This is a genomic window from Pseudoalteromonas obscura (assembly GCF_030135505.1).
GTDB lineage: Bacteria > Pseudomonadota > Gammaproteobacteria > Enterobacterales > Alteromonadaceae > Pseudoalteromonas > Pseudoalteromonas obscura.
The window spans coordinates 879724-897944 of record NZ_JASJUT010000001.1; the positions used below are offsets into that span (position 1 = coordinate 879724).

10 protein-coding genes are annotated in these 18221 nt (G+C 43.7%); 1 reads left to right on the forward strand and 9 read right to left on the reverse strand.

Annotation, left to right across the window (positions count from 1 at the left end; genetic code table 11):
• Window positions 1-62: 62 nt before the first annotated feature.
• The 5 genes from QNM18_RS03845 to QNM18_RS03865 all read right to left on the reverse strand — a co-directional run bounded on the left by QNM18_RS03845 (window position 63) and on the right by QNM18_RS03865 (window position 10471).
• Window positions 63-2453, reverse strand: a complete 2391-nt coding sequence (locus QNM18_RS03845) for a glycoside hydrolase family 15 protein (RefSeq protein ID WP_284136392.1) — start codon at window positions 2451-2453, stop codon at window positions 63-65.
• Between the two features lie 22 nt (window positions 2454-2475).
• Entirely contained in the window at window positions 2476-3966 is a 1491-nt protein-coding gene (locus QNM18_RS03850) for an MFS transporter (RefSeq protein WP_284136393.1), read from the reverse strand.
• A 2-nt stretch (window positions 3967-3968) separates the two neighbouring features.
• A complete protein-coding gene (locus QNM18_RS03855) occupies window positions 3969-5807 on the reverse strand; it encodes an alpha-amylase family glycosyl hydrolase (protein ID WP_211009099.1) in 1839 nt (612 codons plus the stop codon).
• A 202-nt stretch (window positions 5808-6009) separates the two neighbouring features.
• A complete protein-coding gene (locus tag QNM18_RS03860; protein WP_284136394.1) occupies window positions 6010-7512 on the reverse strand; it encodes a tryptophan halogenase family protein in 1503 nt (500 codons plus the stop codon).
• Window positions 7513-7612: 100 nt separating this feature from the next.
• Complete coding sequence (locus QNM18_RS03865) at window positions 7613-10471, reverse strand: TonB-dependent receptor (protein WP_284136395.1); 2859 nt, start codon at window positions 10469-10471, stop codon at window positions 7613-7615.
• A 651-nt stretch (window positions 10472-11122) separates the two neighbouring features.
• Here QNM18_RS03865 and QNM18_RS03870 point away from each other — a divergent pair.
• Window positions 11123-12745 (forward strand): alpha-glucosidase family protein, encoded by a 1623-nt coding sequence (locus QNM18_RS03870; RefSeq protein ID WP_284136396.1) that lies wholly within the window; start codon window positions 11123-11125, stop codon window positions 12743-12745.
• A 43-nt stretch (window positions 12746-12788) separates the two neighbouring features.
• Here the strand turns inward: QNM18_RS03870 and QNM18_RS03875 are convergent, their stop codons facing one another.
• From QNM18_RS03875 to pheS, 4 genes are all read right to left on the reverse strand, one after another.
• Window positions 12789-14243: an EAL domain-containing protein gene (locus QNM18_RS03875; RefSeq protein ID WP_417714765.1), complete on the reverse strand. Its 1455-nt coding sequence runs from the start codon at window positions 14241-14243 to the stop codon at window positions 12789-12791.
• Window positions 14244-14525: 282 nt separating this feature from the next.
• A complete protein-coding gene (ihfA, locus tag QNM18_RS03880; RefSeq protein WP_023400419.1) occupies window positions 14526-14825 on the reverse strand; it encodes an integration host factor subunit alpha in 300 nt (99 codons plus the stop codon).
• A gap of 2 nt (window positions 14826-14827) precedes the next feature.
• Complete coding sequence (gene pheT / locus QNM18_RS03885; RefSeq protein ID WP_284136398.1) at window positions 14828-17215, reverse strand: phenylalanine--tRNA ligase subunit beta; 2388 nt, start codon at window positions 17213-17215, stop codon at window positions 14828-14830.
• Between the two features lie 13 nt (window positions 17216-17228).
• The gene (gene pheS, locus QNM18_RS03890; RefSeq protein ID WP_284136399.1) at window positions 17229-18209 is read right to left on the reverse strand and encodes a phenylalanine--tRNA ligase subunit alpha; all 981 of its coding nucleotides are present in this window, start codon (window positions 18207-18209) and stop codon (window positions 17229-17231) included.
• Window positions 18210-18221 lie beyond the last annotated feature (12 nt).

Here is an 18221-nt window from a genome sequence, read left to right on the forward strand (position 1 = left end):
TTAATAAACTGAGGTATATGGAGTGGGTGATGTCTTGTTAGCACATCACCCTAGGGCGGACATTACTTCAATTGTTCACTGACAACTGGGTAATGATCCCAGACATTCTTGTCGGCCAGAGAACGTACTAGTTTGACATATTCAGCATGAGTCCAAGCCAATGGCGTTGCCGAATTTGTACCCTCACCTAACTGATAGCCAAATGGGTTGACGCCGACTCCATCCCAAACTTGTTCAGGTAACATCAGGCCTTCATTCGCAAAATGTTCCATACCACGCACATAAGTGTGTTTAATTCGCTGAACTTTCGCTTTGTCTAATCCTTTCGCTGCGACTGCCGCTGCAATTTCATAGTGCCCTTTTTCGCCAGTAAAGAAAGGCCATACTCTACCACGCTGACCTGATGTATTTTGGCCGCCTTCAGCATAATTGGTCCCTTTAACTTCGTCTTCGCCATAGCCATCATTACCATAACGGCGGTAGCCTGGGTACGTGTTTGGATCACCGGGGAATGTGAAGCTGTATCTCACACGCAGGTTTTCAGGTAAAGTCTCATCTTCATATTCTGGCAGTGTGTTTATCACACTAGGCGCATCGGCATCTCTGACACCATAACGAACAAGCTCTAAGAAGCCTCCGTCAATGATGAGACGTTTATCTAAACCAACACGACCGTTGTTGTCACCTAGCTTAGTTGATGAATTCGGGTTTTCGTCACGCGCGATACGGAAGAAATACTCACCATCAGCATCTTTACCCTGCAAGTTGCCCTCAGTCGTAAACATCAGCTTTTCGACTGTGTCATTATACTGTTTGGCTGTGTCTAAGTACCTTTGCTGACCCGCTTTATCTCCGGCTAACTTCGCAATGTCACTTGCCGTGACTAGGCCCGCAATAATCGCAGCTGTGGTTGAAGGTGAATAACCATTTTGCTCTTCCCAACGCTCTTGCTGTGTTGCAGGTGGCGTAATTTGCGTGTCATTCCACAAAATCTTGGCAAGGCCACCATCTACCAAAAATTCTGCCGCGGGTTTAAGCATACGCTCGTACCAGTAAACTAGTTTTTCATCGCTTAAAACACCTGCTTGCCACAACTTCCAAGCAAGCATGATAGGCATCGCAGTTTGGTCGAGTTGAACACCTACCCACTCTAGCTCACCGTCAACGTGTGTTTTTTGCAAAAACCAGCCTGTATCGCCTTGATTACCCGGTGTACCGTCCATCACTTGCACCTTCTCAAGGTATTCGAAGGCTGTTAACGCGGTATCAGGGTCGCCCATGGCCATAAATGCCATTGCAACTTGATAAAAGTCACGTACCCAAACAGCTTTGTAACCAGTATGGCCTTGCTCTGCCGCTACAGTATCGCCCCATGGGTTCGACAATGAAGCAATAAGTGCCCCTGCGTGCGTTTTATCTTCTTGCGCTTTTAAGACTAATGCACTGACATGCAACAACTGACCACTATCAGTCGTGTAATTTGCAAGGCGTTGCATAGGCTTTAGGTTTGCTAAATAGTCTTCCCAACCGATGAGATTACCTTGACCATTGTAGTGAGCAAGAACTTTATCATAGCCTTTGTCTAGCGCAGTTGCGCCTTGTGCAAAGCTATTCGCTTGCGACTTACCAAAGCTCAAAGCAAGATCAAAAGTAGCCGACCCCTTGACTTCACCCAGCTCGGCAAGCCAATTAACATTACCCTTAATCTCACCAGTGCTTTGGTAAGTACGCGTTAATGTGTGATTTTTCTTAAGGGCATTTAAATTGTCGCTACTGCCTGTGAAACCGACAGATGCCTGACCAAAACCAGCGCTGCTTTGCAGTGTTAAAAAGTTATCTCCTTCCCAAGCAACTAGGCCTTTATCAGTCACTTTAGCAGAGTCGTTCAGGCCATTGTTATTCACATATGGATTGACGTTCACAAACGCTTTTACGCCACCCAGCTGCGTATCTACTTTTGCTCTTACAAATAGCGTCTGCCCATCGGGGTCTGTGAAAATGTGTTTCTCCAACGTAAAACGACCTTGCCTGTCTTTGCTGACCACTTTATAAGCCAGTGATAGCGGACGACCCTGCGCATCTTTGTAAAGATAATCAATAGACACATCTAACGCATCGCGCTCGGTAACGGTAAAGTCTTTACCTGTGACGATAAATTGCATATCGCGGATCTGCGCTTGATGAATAAGGCCAAACATGGTTTCGGTTATCATACCTTTGGCAATTGAAAACCATACTTTAGACACTTCACCTGTTTGTGCATCGTTTGCATACTGGCCATTTTTATAGGCTTCATAAGACGTACCGATGCCTGTTTTATCTGAATAGGTCCAAAAAGGTTTATCACCTGGCGCCCCAGGTGCAGTCTCCATTTGTTGTGTATTCGTTGCGCTACCACAACCGATTAGGCCTGCGGCAACCAAAGCCAACGACAAACATGACAATTTTTTCATTTTTACTCCCCTGTGGCCTGCTTTATTGCGCATTTGTTTTAACACGCGCAACTGACAGCGCCGCCAAAATAAACGACACACCACCAATAACTAATGCATAAATAGGTTGATTTTCGAATACATTTCTTAAGATAAGGCCCAGTACACTGGCTGCCATCAATTGTGGGATAACGATAAAGAAGTTAAATATCCCCATAAACACACCCATTTTGTGTGCTGGCAGCGCATCGCTCAGCATCGCGTAAGGCAGAGATAAAATTGATGCCCACGCAAAGCCAATGCCTATCATTGGTATCCATAAAAGACTTGGTTCTGAAATAAATTTAAAGCTGATCAGCGCGCCAGCGCCCAGCAACAAATTAATACTGTGTGCCCACTTTAATCCAACTCGCTTCACAACAAATGGAATGCACAACGCTGCCAAAGCGGCAAAGCCATTGTAAGCGGCAAATAAAATTCCAACCCAATCTGCGCCATCGTTATAAGATTTCGATGTCACATCTGTTGCACCATAGTGGAAGCTAGTTACCGCAGAAGTGGTATAAATCCACATCGCGAACAACGCAAACCAGCTAAAAAACTGAACTACTGCCAGTTGCTTCATTGTGTCGGGCATAGTGAAAACGTCATATATCACTTCGTAAAATCCACCATCAGTGCGCTGTTTATTTTGGAAATACCCAGCGATGAGGATGATCGCAGAAAACGATAGCAACAGTGCGCTAAGTAGATACAGCTCTTTTTCCAGCTCTAAAATCGTCACACCCGCTAAAATCAAACCACCAACTGCACCACCAATTAATGCAAACTTAGCAAAATTAATAGTTTTCTTAGGCTCTGCGGATGCTTGTTTTAAGTCTGGTGACTCAAACTCTGAAAGTTGCGCTGGGGTGTATTCTTTGGTTTTTAGAATCGTCCACCCTACTGCCAAAAATAGGATCACACCGCCAAAATAAAAGGCATATTTAACCGACTCAGGTATTTCGCCAGGTGCTGCGGTGTTGCTGATCCCAAACCAATTGGTCATCATCCACGGTAAAGCAGAAGCGATAATGGCACCTATACCAATGAAAAAGCTCTGCATTGCATATCCAGTGGCGCGTTGCTTTTTGTTGAGATTGTCTCCCACTAATGCACGAAACGGTTCCATGGTTACATTGATTGACGCATCCATTATCCAAAGCATACCAGCAGCAATCCAAAGCGTTGGTGAATTTGGCATGATAAACAATGACAAGGTCGTGAGGACCGCACCATACAAAAAGAATGGCCGACGACGCCCAAGCCCGGTCCAAGTTCTATCACTCCAGTAGCCGATAATAGGCTGAACGATTAGTCCAGTGAGTGGCGCTGCTACCCACAAAATCGGGATATCATCAACTGATGCACCTAACGTTTGAAATATCCGACTTACATTACCGTTTTGTAATGCAAAGCCAAATTGGATGCCCATAAAACCAAAGCACATATTCCAAATTTGCCAGAAACTCAGTTGCGGTTTTTGTTTTTGCATAATTAATTCTCTAGCTCATATACAACACTGGCAAGTGGCGCCAATGTCACTGTGAGTTGATTGTTGTTGATGGTTTGCGAGGGGTGAGATTCCAATCTATCAACCACTTTCCCCTGCCACATTTCAGGTAACTTAATCGTCACTGTTTGCGGCTGTTGTGCATCAAAATTGCTGGCAATCAGCAGTTGTTGAGCCGAACTTTCACGACCAAATGCGATTACTGTTTGAGCTGATTTTTTACTGCTATCCAATGTTGTTAGTTGGCGCAATTCACCATTTTTTACTGCCGAAAGTGAGCTTAAGTTCATCAGCTTTTTGTAATATTGACGAAGAGCCTGCTGCTCGGGTGTTAACTGTCCTCCATCAAACTTACCACCGTTCATCCATGCTTGATGTGCAGGCACGCCAATATAGTCAAATATACTGGTACGGCTCGGCTTGCCAAACCCAGCCATTTCAGAACCGTCTTCTCCCACTGATTGGCCAAAATACAACATAGTAGGCGCTTTGCTGATCAGATGGCTTACCACCATAGCGGGTTTGCCTTTTTCGGCGCTACCAGCAAATTCAGGGCTGGCAATGCGTTGCTCATCATGGTTTTCTAAAAAGTGCAGCATATGCGGTGCAATATCTGACACACTTAAATGTGCATCCATCACACTTTGCGCGGTCCCTGAGCCTTGCATCAGCAACTTCAAGCTGTCATAAAAGCCGACTTTGTCGTATAGGAAATCCATTTTCCCTTGGTGAATATAAGGGCGATAAAGGGTTGGGTTATATACTTCTGCCAATAAGAAAGCGTCAGGATTTTTCATTTTAATAGATGAGTTTAAAAAGCTCCAAAACTCCACAGGGACCATTTCAGCCATATCGTAACGGAAACCATCTACGCCTTTGTCGAGCCAATATAATGTAATATCTCTGAATTTGTACCAGCTATCAGGCAAATCTTTACTTTGCCAAAAGGCATAGTGAGCTCGATAATCTTGCTTCGCCATATTAGCTGGCAGCGTTGGGAAATCATAACTGCCATCTGGGCGCACACCGTAGTTCACTTTTACAGTTTCATACCAATCATGGATGTGGGGCTGCGCTGCACGTGCGCCATTACCGGTCCACTTCGCTGGTGATTCTGAAAACTCTCCGTCTACCAAGGGATGTGGCTTACCACCCAATACTTGATAGTCTGCTGACTCCGGCACTTTGAAGTCTTGCCCTGTAACATAATAAAAGTTGTTGTCACGCGCATACACCAATGAAGTGTTATCCTGTGCCCCAAAGTCTTTTACCCCTTGTGGCGCGCTTAATGACTGGTAGTTTCGAGCAACATGATTTGGCACAATGTCAATCACCACTTTCATATCGGCATCATGAGTTCGCTGGATCAGCGCTTCAAATTCAGCAAGACGCTTCGCTGGTTCTAGTGCTAAGTCAGGGTTAACATTGTAATAATCTTTGATTGCATAAGGAGAACCTGCACGCCCTTTCACAACGTCTGGGTCATCAATACCAATCCCATACGCACTATAGTCAGCTACCAAGGCGTGATGTAGAACCCCTGTGTACCAAACGTGGGTTACGCCCATTGCTTTAATTTCAGCCAACGCCTTTGGTGTAAAGTCGTCAAATTTACCCACACCATTTTGCGCCGCTGTTCCCCAGGGCACGTTGTTTGTTTCGGTGTTGCCAAATAGTCGAGTAAACACTTGGTAAACGACTGGCTTTTGCTCTTGTTGCTCGGCTTGTTTACTTTGCTCACTCACGTTCGCAGACTGACATGCGGTCAATATCATGCTTCCCGAAATCAAGCTCAGTGCAAGCACCAATGGTTTTATTGTCATTATCTTGTTGTCATATTGGTATTTTAATTGAGTCTACTGACTTGTAGCCCTCTGTTGAACCACTTGCATACGTATTCAAAGTGGTGATTAATTTGTTATTCATATAAAAAAACGCGAAGTATGATACATACTTCGCGCCATGAAAAGTTGCCACTTATTATACGCGGTATACCTTGGCTACCTTTTGACCGCACTCTTTACATCAATCAGTGAAGTGAGCCAATTGGGTTCGGTGATCAGCAAAGTTCAAAGCGCACCTTCTAATATATTCACGGATTTGATTCAGATCGTGCTTATTCGCAGCTTGGCTTGCTGCAACAAGTTGATGCTGCTCTGGATAAATACCATACCCAGCTAACAAACAATGCCAACTGACAGATGGGTAATATTTATCAATATCCTGCCTATCCAGTTCATCTGATAAATTCTTACCCTGCACCCATGTATTTAAAACGTCGAATAAGGATTTTGAAAGCTGGTTGTTATTTGCATTGTCACGCCAATAAGGGGTATCTGTGCGGCTATTTACCCGGTAGTGCGCGACAATATAATCTCTGATGGCTTGATACCTTTGAGACATCATTTGATTGTGTTTGTCTTTCCCTTTACAGCTAAAGTTCTGTTCTTGGTAGCATTCAATAAATGACTGAACGGTTTCTTGAACTATATGCAGGGCAGTGGCTTCCAGTGGCTCAATAAAGCCTTGAGATAGCCCAATTGCGACACAGTTTTTATGCCAGTGCTCTTTTACTTGGCCCACTTTCATATTCAGGTGCCTTGCTTCAACGTCACTGTCTAATAAACCAAGTGCAGCTCTTAACTCCGTTTCTGCTTGGTCTTTGTCACAGTATTTTGAACTGTAAACATAGCCATTACCTATGCGGTTAGTTAAGGGGATATGCCAGCTCCAGCCATGCTTTCTAGCCACAGACAAAGTTTCTGATGCGATCACATTGCCCTGCTCTGTCGGTAAAACAACTGCGCTGTCATTAAATAGATTGTTTGAAAATGACTCAAACCCGACCTGTAAGTGTTTTTGCATCAGCAGGCTAGAGAAACCTGAGCAATCAATAAATATATCGCCACTCACTTCCTGTCCAGCGTCACATACTAACGCTGCAATTGCGCCATCGGTATCTTTTCGCACGTCCCGCACTCGGGTTTGTATATGCTCAACACCGAAAGCTTTTGCTTTTTCTGCTAGTAACAGCCCTAGTTTTGCAGAATCAAAGTGATAACCGTAGTTAATTTCAAATGGAAAATTTTCCGCTGCAATGGGGGCTTTTGCCTGCTCAGCCAAATAAGTCGCTAAAAAGAAAGGGTCTGGATGCCCTTCCAAATCAACCCCTTTTCTGCGCACAAAACTATTATGAAAAAAAGCCGGCGCTGAGTAATCATCAGGCTGTGCCGGAAACGGGTGGAAGTATTGCTCAAACCCCGGCCTCGTTGACCAATTCACGAAGCGTATGCCATTTTTATAGGTCGCATTGCATTTAGGCATCCACTCTGATTCCGGGACTTCAATGAAATCCATAAAGGCCTTGAATTGCGGCGTAGAGCCCTCTCCAACACCAATAATACCGATATCAGGCGATTCAATGACGCTAATACGAATGTCTTTATCACACCAACTTTTTGCAATTAGATTCGCCGCCATCCAGCCTGCGGTTCCTCCACCTAGTATGACAATTTTTCTGCTATTCATTGCCTTCCCCCTAATACGCTACACCGTAAATATTACATATAACAAAGCCACCAAAACATACGTTCTGATGGCCCTGATATCAAGTGACTAACTTAGCCTACTAGAAGCTATAGTTAAAGCCCAAGAAGTACTGGCGACCAAATACTTTGTCTTCCCCAGTTCTTAGTGAACTGCCTAGATTTGACGTATTAGGTTCATCGGTTAAGTTATTGATCTGGAATACTGTTTGTACACCATTATCAAAGTCATAAGTTGCTTGCCAATCTACCACTGTGTACTCATCCGCCGTTGTCGGAGTCGTACCGCCTGGTGTCGCACCTAAATAGGTGTATTCATCACGATAACGAATATTTAAGTGTGTTGTGAACTTATCAATATTCCAAAATAGTGTTGTGCTCCACACGTGCTTAGACAAGCCTGGCAAATCCAATTGTAAATCTGGGAAGTTGCTGCCACCGTCGATCGTGGTCTCACTTTCTGTATATGAATAGTTTGCATTTAATCCCAAGCCAGAGAAAACCCCAGGCAGGCTATCAAACAAGGTTGTATATGCTAACTCAAGACCACGAATATATCCGCCTTTGTCATTGTTACGCGTCGTTTGATATTGACCTGGCACAAACCCTTCAGGTACTTCTAGACCAATTGTCGCCCAGTCAATTTCACCTTCGAAGTAAGTCACATCTTCAATCAATGACTCAATATTTTTCCAAAATAGTGCCGCTACAAATGCGCCGCCATCTTCAAAGTAATGCTCGTACGACAGGTCCATTTGGTTGGCTCTGAATGGGTCTAAGTTCGGGTTGCCTTTAGACCAAACATTGTATCTTTTACTGACACCATCGTTTGCAGTATCTGCCCAAGAGCCAGCGCCACCGCGTAATTGATTCACTGGAGGACGTCCCATCACTTTTGCCGCCGCAAAGCGAATTTGATCTTGCTCAGTAATACGGAAGTTCAAGTTCAATGATGGCAGTGTATCTGTGTACTCAGGGCCATAATTTACATGACGATAATCGTTAACGGTCACGCCATTGTCATCGGTAATTGGATCACCGACTTCGTCACCTTGGATCTGCTGAATACCGATAGACTTAGTATCTGTGCGCACCACACGTACACCGAAATTACCTGATACTGGAATATTGCCAATCTCAGTATCGATATTTGCCATAAAGTAGGCTGCGGTCACTTCTTCTTTGACTGCACCACTTTCGACCAACGTCCAGTTATGTTCCCAAGTTTGCTGTCCTTCGTAGTTTCCGGCACCAAATACCGAGTCTGCAATGCCAACCATATCCAGGTCTAGGTAATCAAAGCCACCGCCATTTTTAACTGTCACAAACCCTGTTAAGTCATGTGGTACACACGCATGGTTTTGGTGGTTAAACTCACACCCCTTATTTGTGACAATTTCACCACTTGGCGTACGGTAACCATTTTGGCCTTCACGCGCACCCCAGCGGAATGTCGAGCGCTGATCTGTAAATTCACGTTTTGACCAACGTACACCCACCTCTACCGACGCAATAATGTCGTGTTCAATATGGTATTTAAAGTCTAATTTGGCACTGTCGATTTTATCCGTGTACTTGTGAGGGAATTGCTCCCAGTCACCCAGACGCATATGCGAAAGATCGGTATAATCATGGCCTAACTTTAACTTTGCGGCATCCGTTGCTACATGCTCAAAGCCAAAGTATTGATTACTTAGCTCTTGCCATGTCTCAACCTTGGTACCATCTTCAAGCGTAGCGGTGCCAAATTCATAAGCGTGCATCGACGCTATCATGTCACGGCGCGTTTTTTCACCTTCACTGTGTGCAACATCAAAGCTGATTTCCCACTTGTCTGTTGAGTAGTCTAGGTTCAAGCCAAAGCTGTCGGTTGTCGACTCGGTAGACTGGTCTTCTGAGCGCATCTCAACCCATGGGCCATTTGTGTCAGTGATAAACACATCTCCACCAACCAAAAAGCCATTTTCGAGCTTGGCATTTTCCAAGTTATATAAATCGCTCGATCTTGATAGACCTTCTAGATTCAAACCATTTTTTCTATCTTCAGAGTCAAAAGTCGAACGGAAGTAATCAAACTGAACTTTTAGATTGTCAGTAGGCTGATAAACCAAAGTACTCATCAAGCCTAAACGTTCGTCGGTGCCGACAGAATTACGATATTGATAGCCATTGAACGAGCGCTCGTTGGCTTCACCATCACCATCTATATCTCGAGAACCTTCAGGAGAGTGACCTGAAAATTCAACAGAACTATTTGGTTGATTTAGGAATGCAGCTCCAATACCGAAGCCCAAAGTTTCATCTAAGAATTTACCTTGGTAAGAAAAGCTCAGTCTTTCTCCATTGGCATCTGCATCGATATCTGATGCTGCGTCATTATGTGAAAATCTGACACTTGTATTGAAGTTGTGTGTCTTGTCAGCATCTAGTGGATTCGCTGTTTTAAGCTCAACAGTACCTGCCACACCGCCCTCGACAAGAGAAGCTTTAGGCGACTTATAAACGGCAGCTTGTGTGATTAATTCTGACGGATACTGGTCGAACGAAATCCAACGGCTACCCGCTGAGTAGCCACTTGTGCTGGCTTGCTCTCGACCATTTAATGTTGTTTGAATGAAGTCTCCGTTCATACCTCGAATATTCAGCTGAGATGATTGCCCGCTGTCTCTCACAGCAGTTACACCCGGTAAACGGCTCAATGCATCAGCAATCGAAATATCAGGTAAAGAAGCCAGATCTCCAGCATCTACCACTTCAGATACGGTATCGCCAAAGCGCTTTTTATCAATTGAAGCGATGATGCTGCGGCTGATCCCACGTACCTCTATCACTTCTACTTCTTCGTTTATCTTTGCTGTTTGCTGCTCTTGCGCGCTTACAGAGTGACTTACACCAGCAGCAATGAGTGCAGCTGTTAATAAGCTTGGTTTGAACGTAGACATAATGTTTTATCCCAATTAGCTTTTTATACGTCGCTTTGTTGTTATCCATGCAGTCGTTGAAGTCAAAACTGCAAAAATAGATTCATTTGACGTTAATTTTGTTGTCATCGGCCATATTAGCGCTGTGACTTGGGTGCTCACAACTTTATGCATACGTATTCAAATAAAGATGAACAGCCATGTTCCTTAAAGAAGCGCCCGTTTTAAATATATAACCCTATGCTTTTGCTAACTTTATTTTGAAAACATCCAAATTTAACAATTTAAGCAATGCATTTAATTATATTTTACAAGCTTGTAACTCATGTACTGAGCTCACAGAGAATGACACAAAAAATAGCACATAGATGTGCGTTGAATAAATGAATATTAAATTGGTATTACCAATTTAAACATATATAAAGCCTGTTATGCCTGACATCTAACATTCGTAACTATAAATTGGTAAAGAACGGTAAGTAAATGACCTTTTGCCTGATATTTGTCAAAAAAGAATAGATTTTCACATGCATACGTATGCAGTTTTTTTACTCATATGCATGCATGCCGTATGCTTTTCGACAATATTAACGACCAGAACCACTTTATATCGCCGGTTTAAAACCACCGCAATATAAAGTGGCTTCACTGCACATAGCTGGAGAATCGTGCATGGCTCAAAACGAATGGTGGAAAGGTGCGGTCATTTATCAAGTGTACCCACGTAGTTTTAATGACACCAAAGGTGACGGTATTGGCGACCTAAACGGCATCATCGAACGTCTTGACTACATTAAGTCATTAAATGTCGATGCTATTTGGATATCCCCTTTCTTCAAATCACCTATGAAGGACTTTGGATACGATATTAGTGATTATCGCGATATCGATCCCATGTTTGGCTGTATTGATGATTTCGACAACCTGATTGAGCAAGCACATCAACGTGATATAAAGATCATAATTGACCAAGTGCTTAGCCACACATCAAACGAACACCCTTGGTTTGTTGAAAGCCGCCAAAATAATAAAAATGATAAATCTGATTGGTATGTATGGGCTGACGCAAACCCTGATGGCAGCCCACCTAATAACTGGCTGTCCATTTTCGGTGGTGTTGCATGGCAATGGGAACCTAGAAGATGCCAATACTACTTGCATAATTTCCTTACCGAGCAACCTGACTTGAACTTCCACAATCCAGATGTGCGTCAAGCTGTATTAGACAATGTCAAATTCTGGCTGGACAAGGGCGTTGACGGGTTTCGCTTGGATGCCATTAACTTTTGTTTTCATGATCAAGAGCTCAAAGATAACCCTGCTAAACCTGAACACCTTAGACAGGGCCGCGGCTTCAGTGAGGACAACCCATATGCATTCCAATACCACTATTACAATAATACTCAGCCAGAAAACCTAGACTTTATGGCTGAGATAAGAGCGCTATTGAATGAGTACCCAGGTACCGTCAGCCTTGGCGAAATCTCTTCCGAAGATTCGCTTAAAACAATGGCCGAATATACCTCTGGTGGCGATAAGCTGCATATGGGGTATAGTTTCGAGCTACTTACCAACGATTACAGTGCCAAATACATTCGCGAAACAGTCTCGCGATTAGAGTCAGTAATGACCGAAGGTTGGCCATGTTGGGCGTTTAGCAATCATGACGTTGAACGTGTTGCTAGCCGCTGGGCCAATAATGGTAAAACGGTTAATACTCAACAGGTTAAAATGCTAACCGCATTGCTCGGTTCGCTGCGTGGCAGTGTATGCATGTACCAAGGGGAAGAGCTTGGGCTTGGCGAAGCCGAGGTCGCATTTGAAGACTTACAAGACCCTTATGGCATCACTTTCTGGCCAAACTTTAAGGGAAGAGATGGATGCCGAACGCCAATGCCATGGTCACACACGGAAACCCACGCGGGCTTTACTGACGGGAAACCTTGGTTGCCAGTCGCACAACCTCATTCTCTTGCGTCTGTCGATCTTCAAGAGCAAGATCCAAATTCAACACTCGCTCAATATCGCGCATTTTTAGCGTGGAGGAAAACACGTCCAGAACTACTCACAGGCACTATTGAGTTTATTGATACCAATGAGCCTGTTTTAGCTTTCTATCGCACGTTAGGCAATACCAAACTGCTATGTTTATTTAATTTAGCGGAACAAACGTCTGAATTTGTTGTCGAAGAAAGCATTAAGGACAGCATGGATGACCTTGCTCACCATACCGGCGAGCTCACAGCAGGTAAAGTAACCCTGCCCGGTTACGGTTGCTATTTTGCATCTATATAACACAGATGACCCCTAAAGCCCCTTATTGGGGCTTTCTCAATTATTACTCCCCCAGCGCTAGCTGATTTTTAAAGGCGTCTATTCTCAGCGCTTTAAAGTAATACCATCCTTGATGCACAGACACTCCGCGTACCTTTAAATACTTAGCTTGTAGTTCAGTCTCAACCCCTTCAGCGATGAGTTTTTTACCTAATTTTTCCGCCATTTCTATCACTGCATTCAATACTGGCGATTGCAGGTTATCTAGCCCAATGGACGCGACAAAGCTCTGATCTATCTTCAATAAATCAATTGGAAAGCTTTGTAAATATTGCAGGCCACAATACCCAGTTCCAAAGTCATCGATGGCGATCTCGACTCCGAGATCAACCAGTTGGTGCAATACAGATTTAATTTTTGCTTGGGATAACATGTCCCGTTCTGTGAGCTCTATGGTGAGACGAGGGAATACTTCCTTGGCTTCACACAATTTTTTTATATAACTTGGGCAACCCAATAAAAAGCCATTGACGTTAAATGACACTTTGAAATTTGAATTGGCCACCAGAATTGGCCTCAGATCGGAAATCGCTCGGTCAATTTGATACAGTGACATCTCTAGTATAGTTCCATCACGCTCTGCTTCAGGAACAAAATAAGCTGGACCGAGTTCACCTTCTAATGGGTGCATCCAGCGGATCAGCACCTCAGCGCCAACTATGTTTTGACTATGCGCATCAACCAAAGGCTGATATACATTGAACAACTCATCGCGATTTATCGCACTAAGCAGCAATACCCGACTACTGAGAAGGCGCTGATCATAGTAATTGAGCAGCAAGACCAACCCTACCCACGAAATCACATACATTAAACACAACACAACCAACCATATTGGACTTGGGGTGAAAATACGTCGAGTACTCTTACTTACAATAACTGACAGTTGAGGCACATTTTTAAATGGCTGTATGTACATAAATTTACGGGACTTATCATCAAACTCCCCTTCAAACGCACTGCTTTGAGATGATGGAAAAAGGCTGTGCCCCAATGGCAAACTATAACGCCCTTGCAAAAATATTGGCACACCAGATCCGCTATCAACGATGGCAATATAATCCAGTTCACTATATTTGCTCAGATGCAAAAGATCGTTGATCCAATCCGTTGGTAACAACGCATTAATTTCATATCCATCATGACGTGTTCTAGCGAGCACAAAAGCGGAGACTTGTAAAAATTCAGAAATGATCGGACCATGATAACGCAACCCTCTTTTTTTAGGTGGCTCTTCAATGAACATAGGGGGTGCCAACACGCCAAATGAATTACACACCAGTTCACCTTTTGGAGTCACAATGCCGATTTCGCTGATTGCGGGGTGCTTAAAGACAAACTGCCTCATTCGCCTAATAGTGGTATCAGAACATGTCACATCAATGCTATCTGACTGGCGCAAGAATGTATCAACGCTATCTAGCTGTGAGCCGAAGTCAATCAGTACTCTCTGTGCCATGGACCTGACATCCGCTTTTTCTGACTCTGTATGTTGGATGTAAATAAAAGTAGTGAGAAGACCAAAAAGAAATGAGCAAATCAGCCAAGAAACAACAATATTTTTTGTGCGGCTTGTCCAAGCAGATACTCTCTGACGCAATTCACATTTCCAAGCTGGTAGGGGGTGACAAAAGTGTAGATTTTTATTATTACCAATATATGACAAAGGGTTTACCCTTACGAGTAAACCCTTTGAGGGAAGCCTCAATTACCCAGCATTTAATGCCAGTAACTTAGCTTATTACAGGTTTTTGCTTGTGCCTACTTCAACACGAGTTTTTAACTTCTGTCCTGGTCGAAAAGTTACAACACGCCTTGCAGAAATAGGTATATCTTCTCCAGTTTTTGGGTTCCGACCCGGACGTTGTTTCTTGTCACGTAGGTCAAAATTGCCAAAGCCAGAAAGCTTTACCTGCTCTCCATTTTCAAGCGCTGAGCGGATTTCTTCAAAAAACGCTTCAACTAAGTCTTTGGCATCCTTTTTATTTATCCCCAATTTTTCAAATAGGTGTTCAGCTATGTCGGCTTTAGTAAGCGCCATATCTAGTCCCTCAACGATGCATTAAATTGTTTGGCCAATTCGGCCACGACTCTGTCTACAACTTCATTGATATCTTTCTCTTCGAGCGTTTTATCAACGTTTTGTAGGGTTAGGGCGATGGCTAAACTCTTATAATCAGGTTCAATACCTTTGCCCTTATACACATCGAATAAGTTTAGGTCAACTAATTGATTTCCGCCAACTTTCTCAATGCTTTCTAAAATATCGCCTATTTTTACATCATCTGCAACTAAAATAGCAATATCTCTGCGATTTGATGGAAATTTTGAGATACTAACGGCTTCTGGCAGCTTTCTTTGGGCAATTGCTTCGACTTCTACCTCAAATACAAACGCAGTATCATTCAATTCTAGTGACTTTTGTAGTTGAGGGTGTATCGCACCAATAAAACCAACTTTAATGCCATCAGCATATATTGCTGCTGACTGACCAGGATGTAGTCCATCGCTCGCTTCTGCTTTAAAGCTAAATCTAGCAGGGTCATTGCAAACTGCAAGTAATGCTTCAACATCGCCTTTAATATCAAAGAAATCAACCTTGCGGCTTTCAATTCCCCAGTGCTCATTATGCGTATTGCCGTATACAATACCACCAAGCACTGCACTTTGGCGCACACCATTTTCTGCACTGTCATCTTTGATGAACTTTAAGCCATGTTCAAAGAAACGAATTCGCGATTGCTGACGGTTCTGGTTGTAAACCAATGCGTTGACCAATCCAGGCATCAAGCTCACACGCATTGCTGACATTTCAACTGAAATTGGGTGAGGTAGCACAAGTGCATCACTGCTAGGGTGAAGTAGTGCCTGTTTCTTAGGATCTACAAAGCTATAAGTAATGGCTTCTTGATAACCTCTGGCAACTAATTCATTGCGGAAACGCGCGACTGGTACTGATGCTTCTTGGTGGTCAGTCATTTTAAGTGCCGCTGTCGGCGCAACATTTGGAATGTTGTTGTAACCAAACACACGCGCCACTTCTTCAATCAGATCTTCTTCAATGCTGATATCAAAACGATAGCTAGGTACCTGTGCTTGCCATTGACCAGACTCAAATGACACATCTAAACCAAGGCGAGTCAAAATGTCAGTTACTTTAGAATCTTCGATATGATAGCCAATCACGCGGTCTAAACGTTCACGACGTAGTGTTACCGACTTGGACGCAGGTAAGTCAGCCTCTGATACTGCTTCAACCACAGGGCCAGCTTCACCACCTACAATCTCTAGTAGTAGTGCTGTAGCACGCTCCATTGCATCACGTTGCAATTGATAATCAACACCACGCTCATAGCGGTGTGACGCGTCTGTGTGTAATCCATAGCTACGCGCTTGACCAGCAATTGCTAATGGATTGAAAAATGCACTTTCGAGCAAAATGTCTTGAGTACCTTCTTTCACGCCCGATGCCTCACCACCAAAAATACCAGCCATCGCCAGCGCTTTCTCGTGATCTGCAATCAGCAGTGTAGAAGTGTTTAATTTAGCAGTATTGCCATCTAGCAAGACTAGTTCTTCATTTTGCTGTGCTTTACGTACTTTGACTCCACCAGAAATCGCAGCAAGATCAAACGCATGCATTGGGTGTCCAAGTTCAAGTAGTACGTAGTTAGTCACATCAACCACTGGGTCGATAGAACGAATGCCCGAACGACGTAGTTTTTCAACCATCCACAGAGGTGACTCTGCATCAAGGTTAATGCCCTTGATCACACGACCTAAGTAACGAGGACATGCATCGCTGTCTACCAGCTCAATCTCTACTTTGTCGTCAATCGTTGGTTCAACGGCGTTGATTTCAATTTCTTTGACGTCAATACCATTTAGAACACCAACTTCACGTGCTAGGCCTTTTATGCCTAAACAGTCACTGCGGTTCGCCGTCAAATCTACGTCGATTGTAACGTCATCTAACTGAAAATATTCACGAATACTTTGACCGATTGTCGCATTTTCAGGTAACTCTAGAATGCCGTCAGAGCTTTCAGCCATACCCAGTTCTTCAAACGCACATAACATACCATGTGATGGCTGGCCTCGTAGCTTTGCTTTTTTAATTTTGAAGCCACCTGGTAAAACAGCACCAACTTTGGCGACTGCAACTTTTAAGCCTGCACGACAGTTTGCTGCACCACATACAATGTCTAGTAGTTCTTCTTCGCCGACATTGACTTTCGTTACACGTAGCTTATCTGCATCTGGATGTTGACCACATTCAACAACCTCACCAATCACTACACCGTCAAAATCACCAGCAACTGGGTCAACACCGTCTACTTCTAAACCCGCCATAGATAGCTGTTCAGATAGAGCATCCGTATCGATAGCTGGATTAACCCATTCTCTTAGCCACTTTTCACTAAATTTCATTTTTGGTTCGCTCTTATCTGAATTGGTTTAGGAATTTTAAATCGTTTTCGAAGAATGCACGTAAATCGTTCACGCCATAACGCAACATTGTTAAGCGCTCAACACCCATACCAAAGGCAAAACCAGTGTATTTTTCAGGGTCAATGCCAACCGAACGCAATACATTTGGGTGCACCATACCGCAACCCAATACTTCTAACCATTTACCATTTTTACCTTTAACATCCACTTCTGCTGACGGCTCTGTAAACGGGAAATAAGAAGGACGGAAGCGAATTTCCATGTCTTCTTCAAAGAAGTTACGCAGGAAATCATGCAAAATACCTTTCAATTCAGTAAAGCTCACATTTTCATCCACCATGAGGCCTTCGACCTGATGGAACATTGGCGTGTGTGTTTGGTCGTAGTCATTACGGTATACACGGCCTGGAGAAATAATGCGAAGTGGCGGCTGCTCTGCTTCCATAGTACGGATCTGGACGCCACTTGTTTGCGTACGTAACACCAGCTTTGGATTAAAGTAGAACGTATCGTGGTCAGCACGCGCTGGGTGATGCTCAGGAATATTCAAAGCATCAAAGTTATGGAAATCATCCTCAATTTCAGGACCAGATTTCACTGCAAACCCGAGCTCACCAAAAAATGATTCAATACGCTCAATCGTGCGAGTTACCGGGTGCAATCCACCAGCTGGTGCTGCGCGGCCTGGTAAAGTCACATCGATGGTCTCTGCTGCAAGTTTTTGCTCAAGTGCAGCGTTTGTAAGTGCTTCACGCTTTTCGTTAATTGCAGTTTGTACCTGGTTTTTCGCTTGGTTAATTACTTGGCCTGCTTCTTTGCGTTCTTCAGGCGCTAGCTTGCCTAGGGTTTTTAGTAGCCCAGTAATCTCACCTTTTTTACCAAGGTAGTTAACTCTGACTTCCTCAAGTTGCGCAATCTCACTCGCACTTGAAACGGCTTCAAGCGCTTGCGCTAATATATTCTCTAAGTTCATTCTATACCTGAT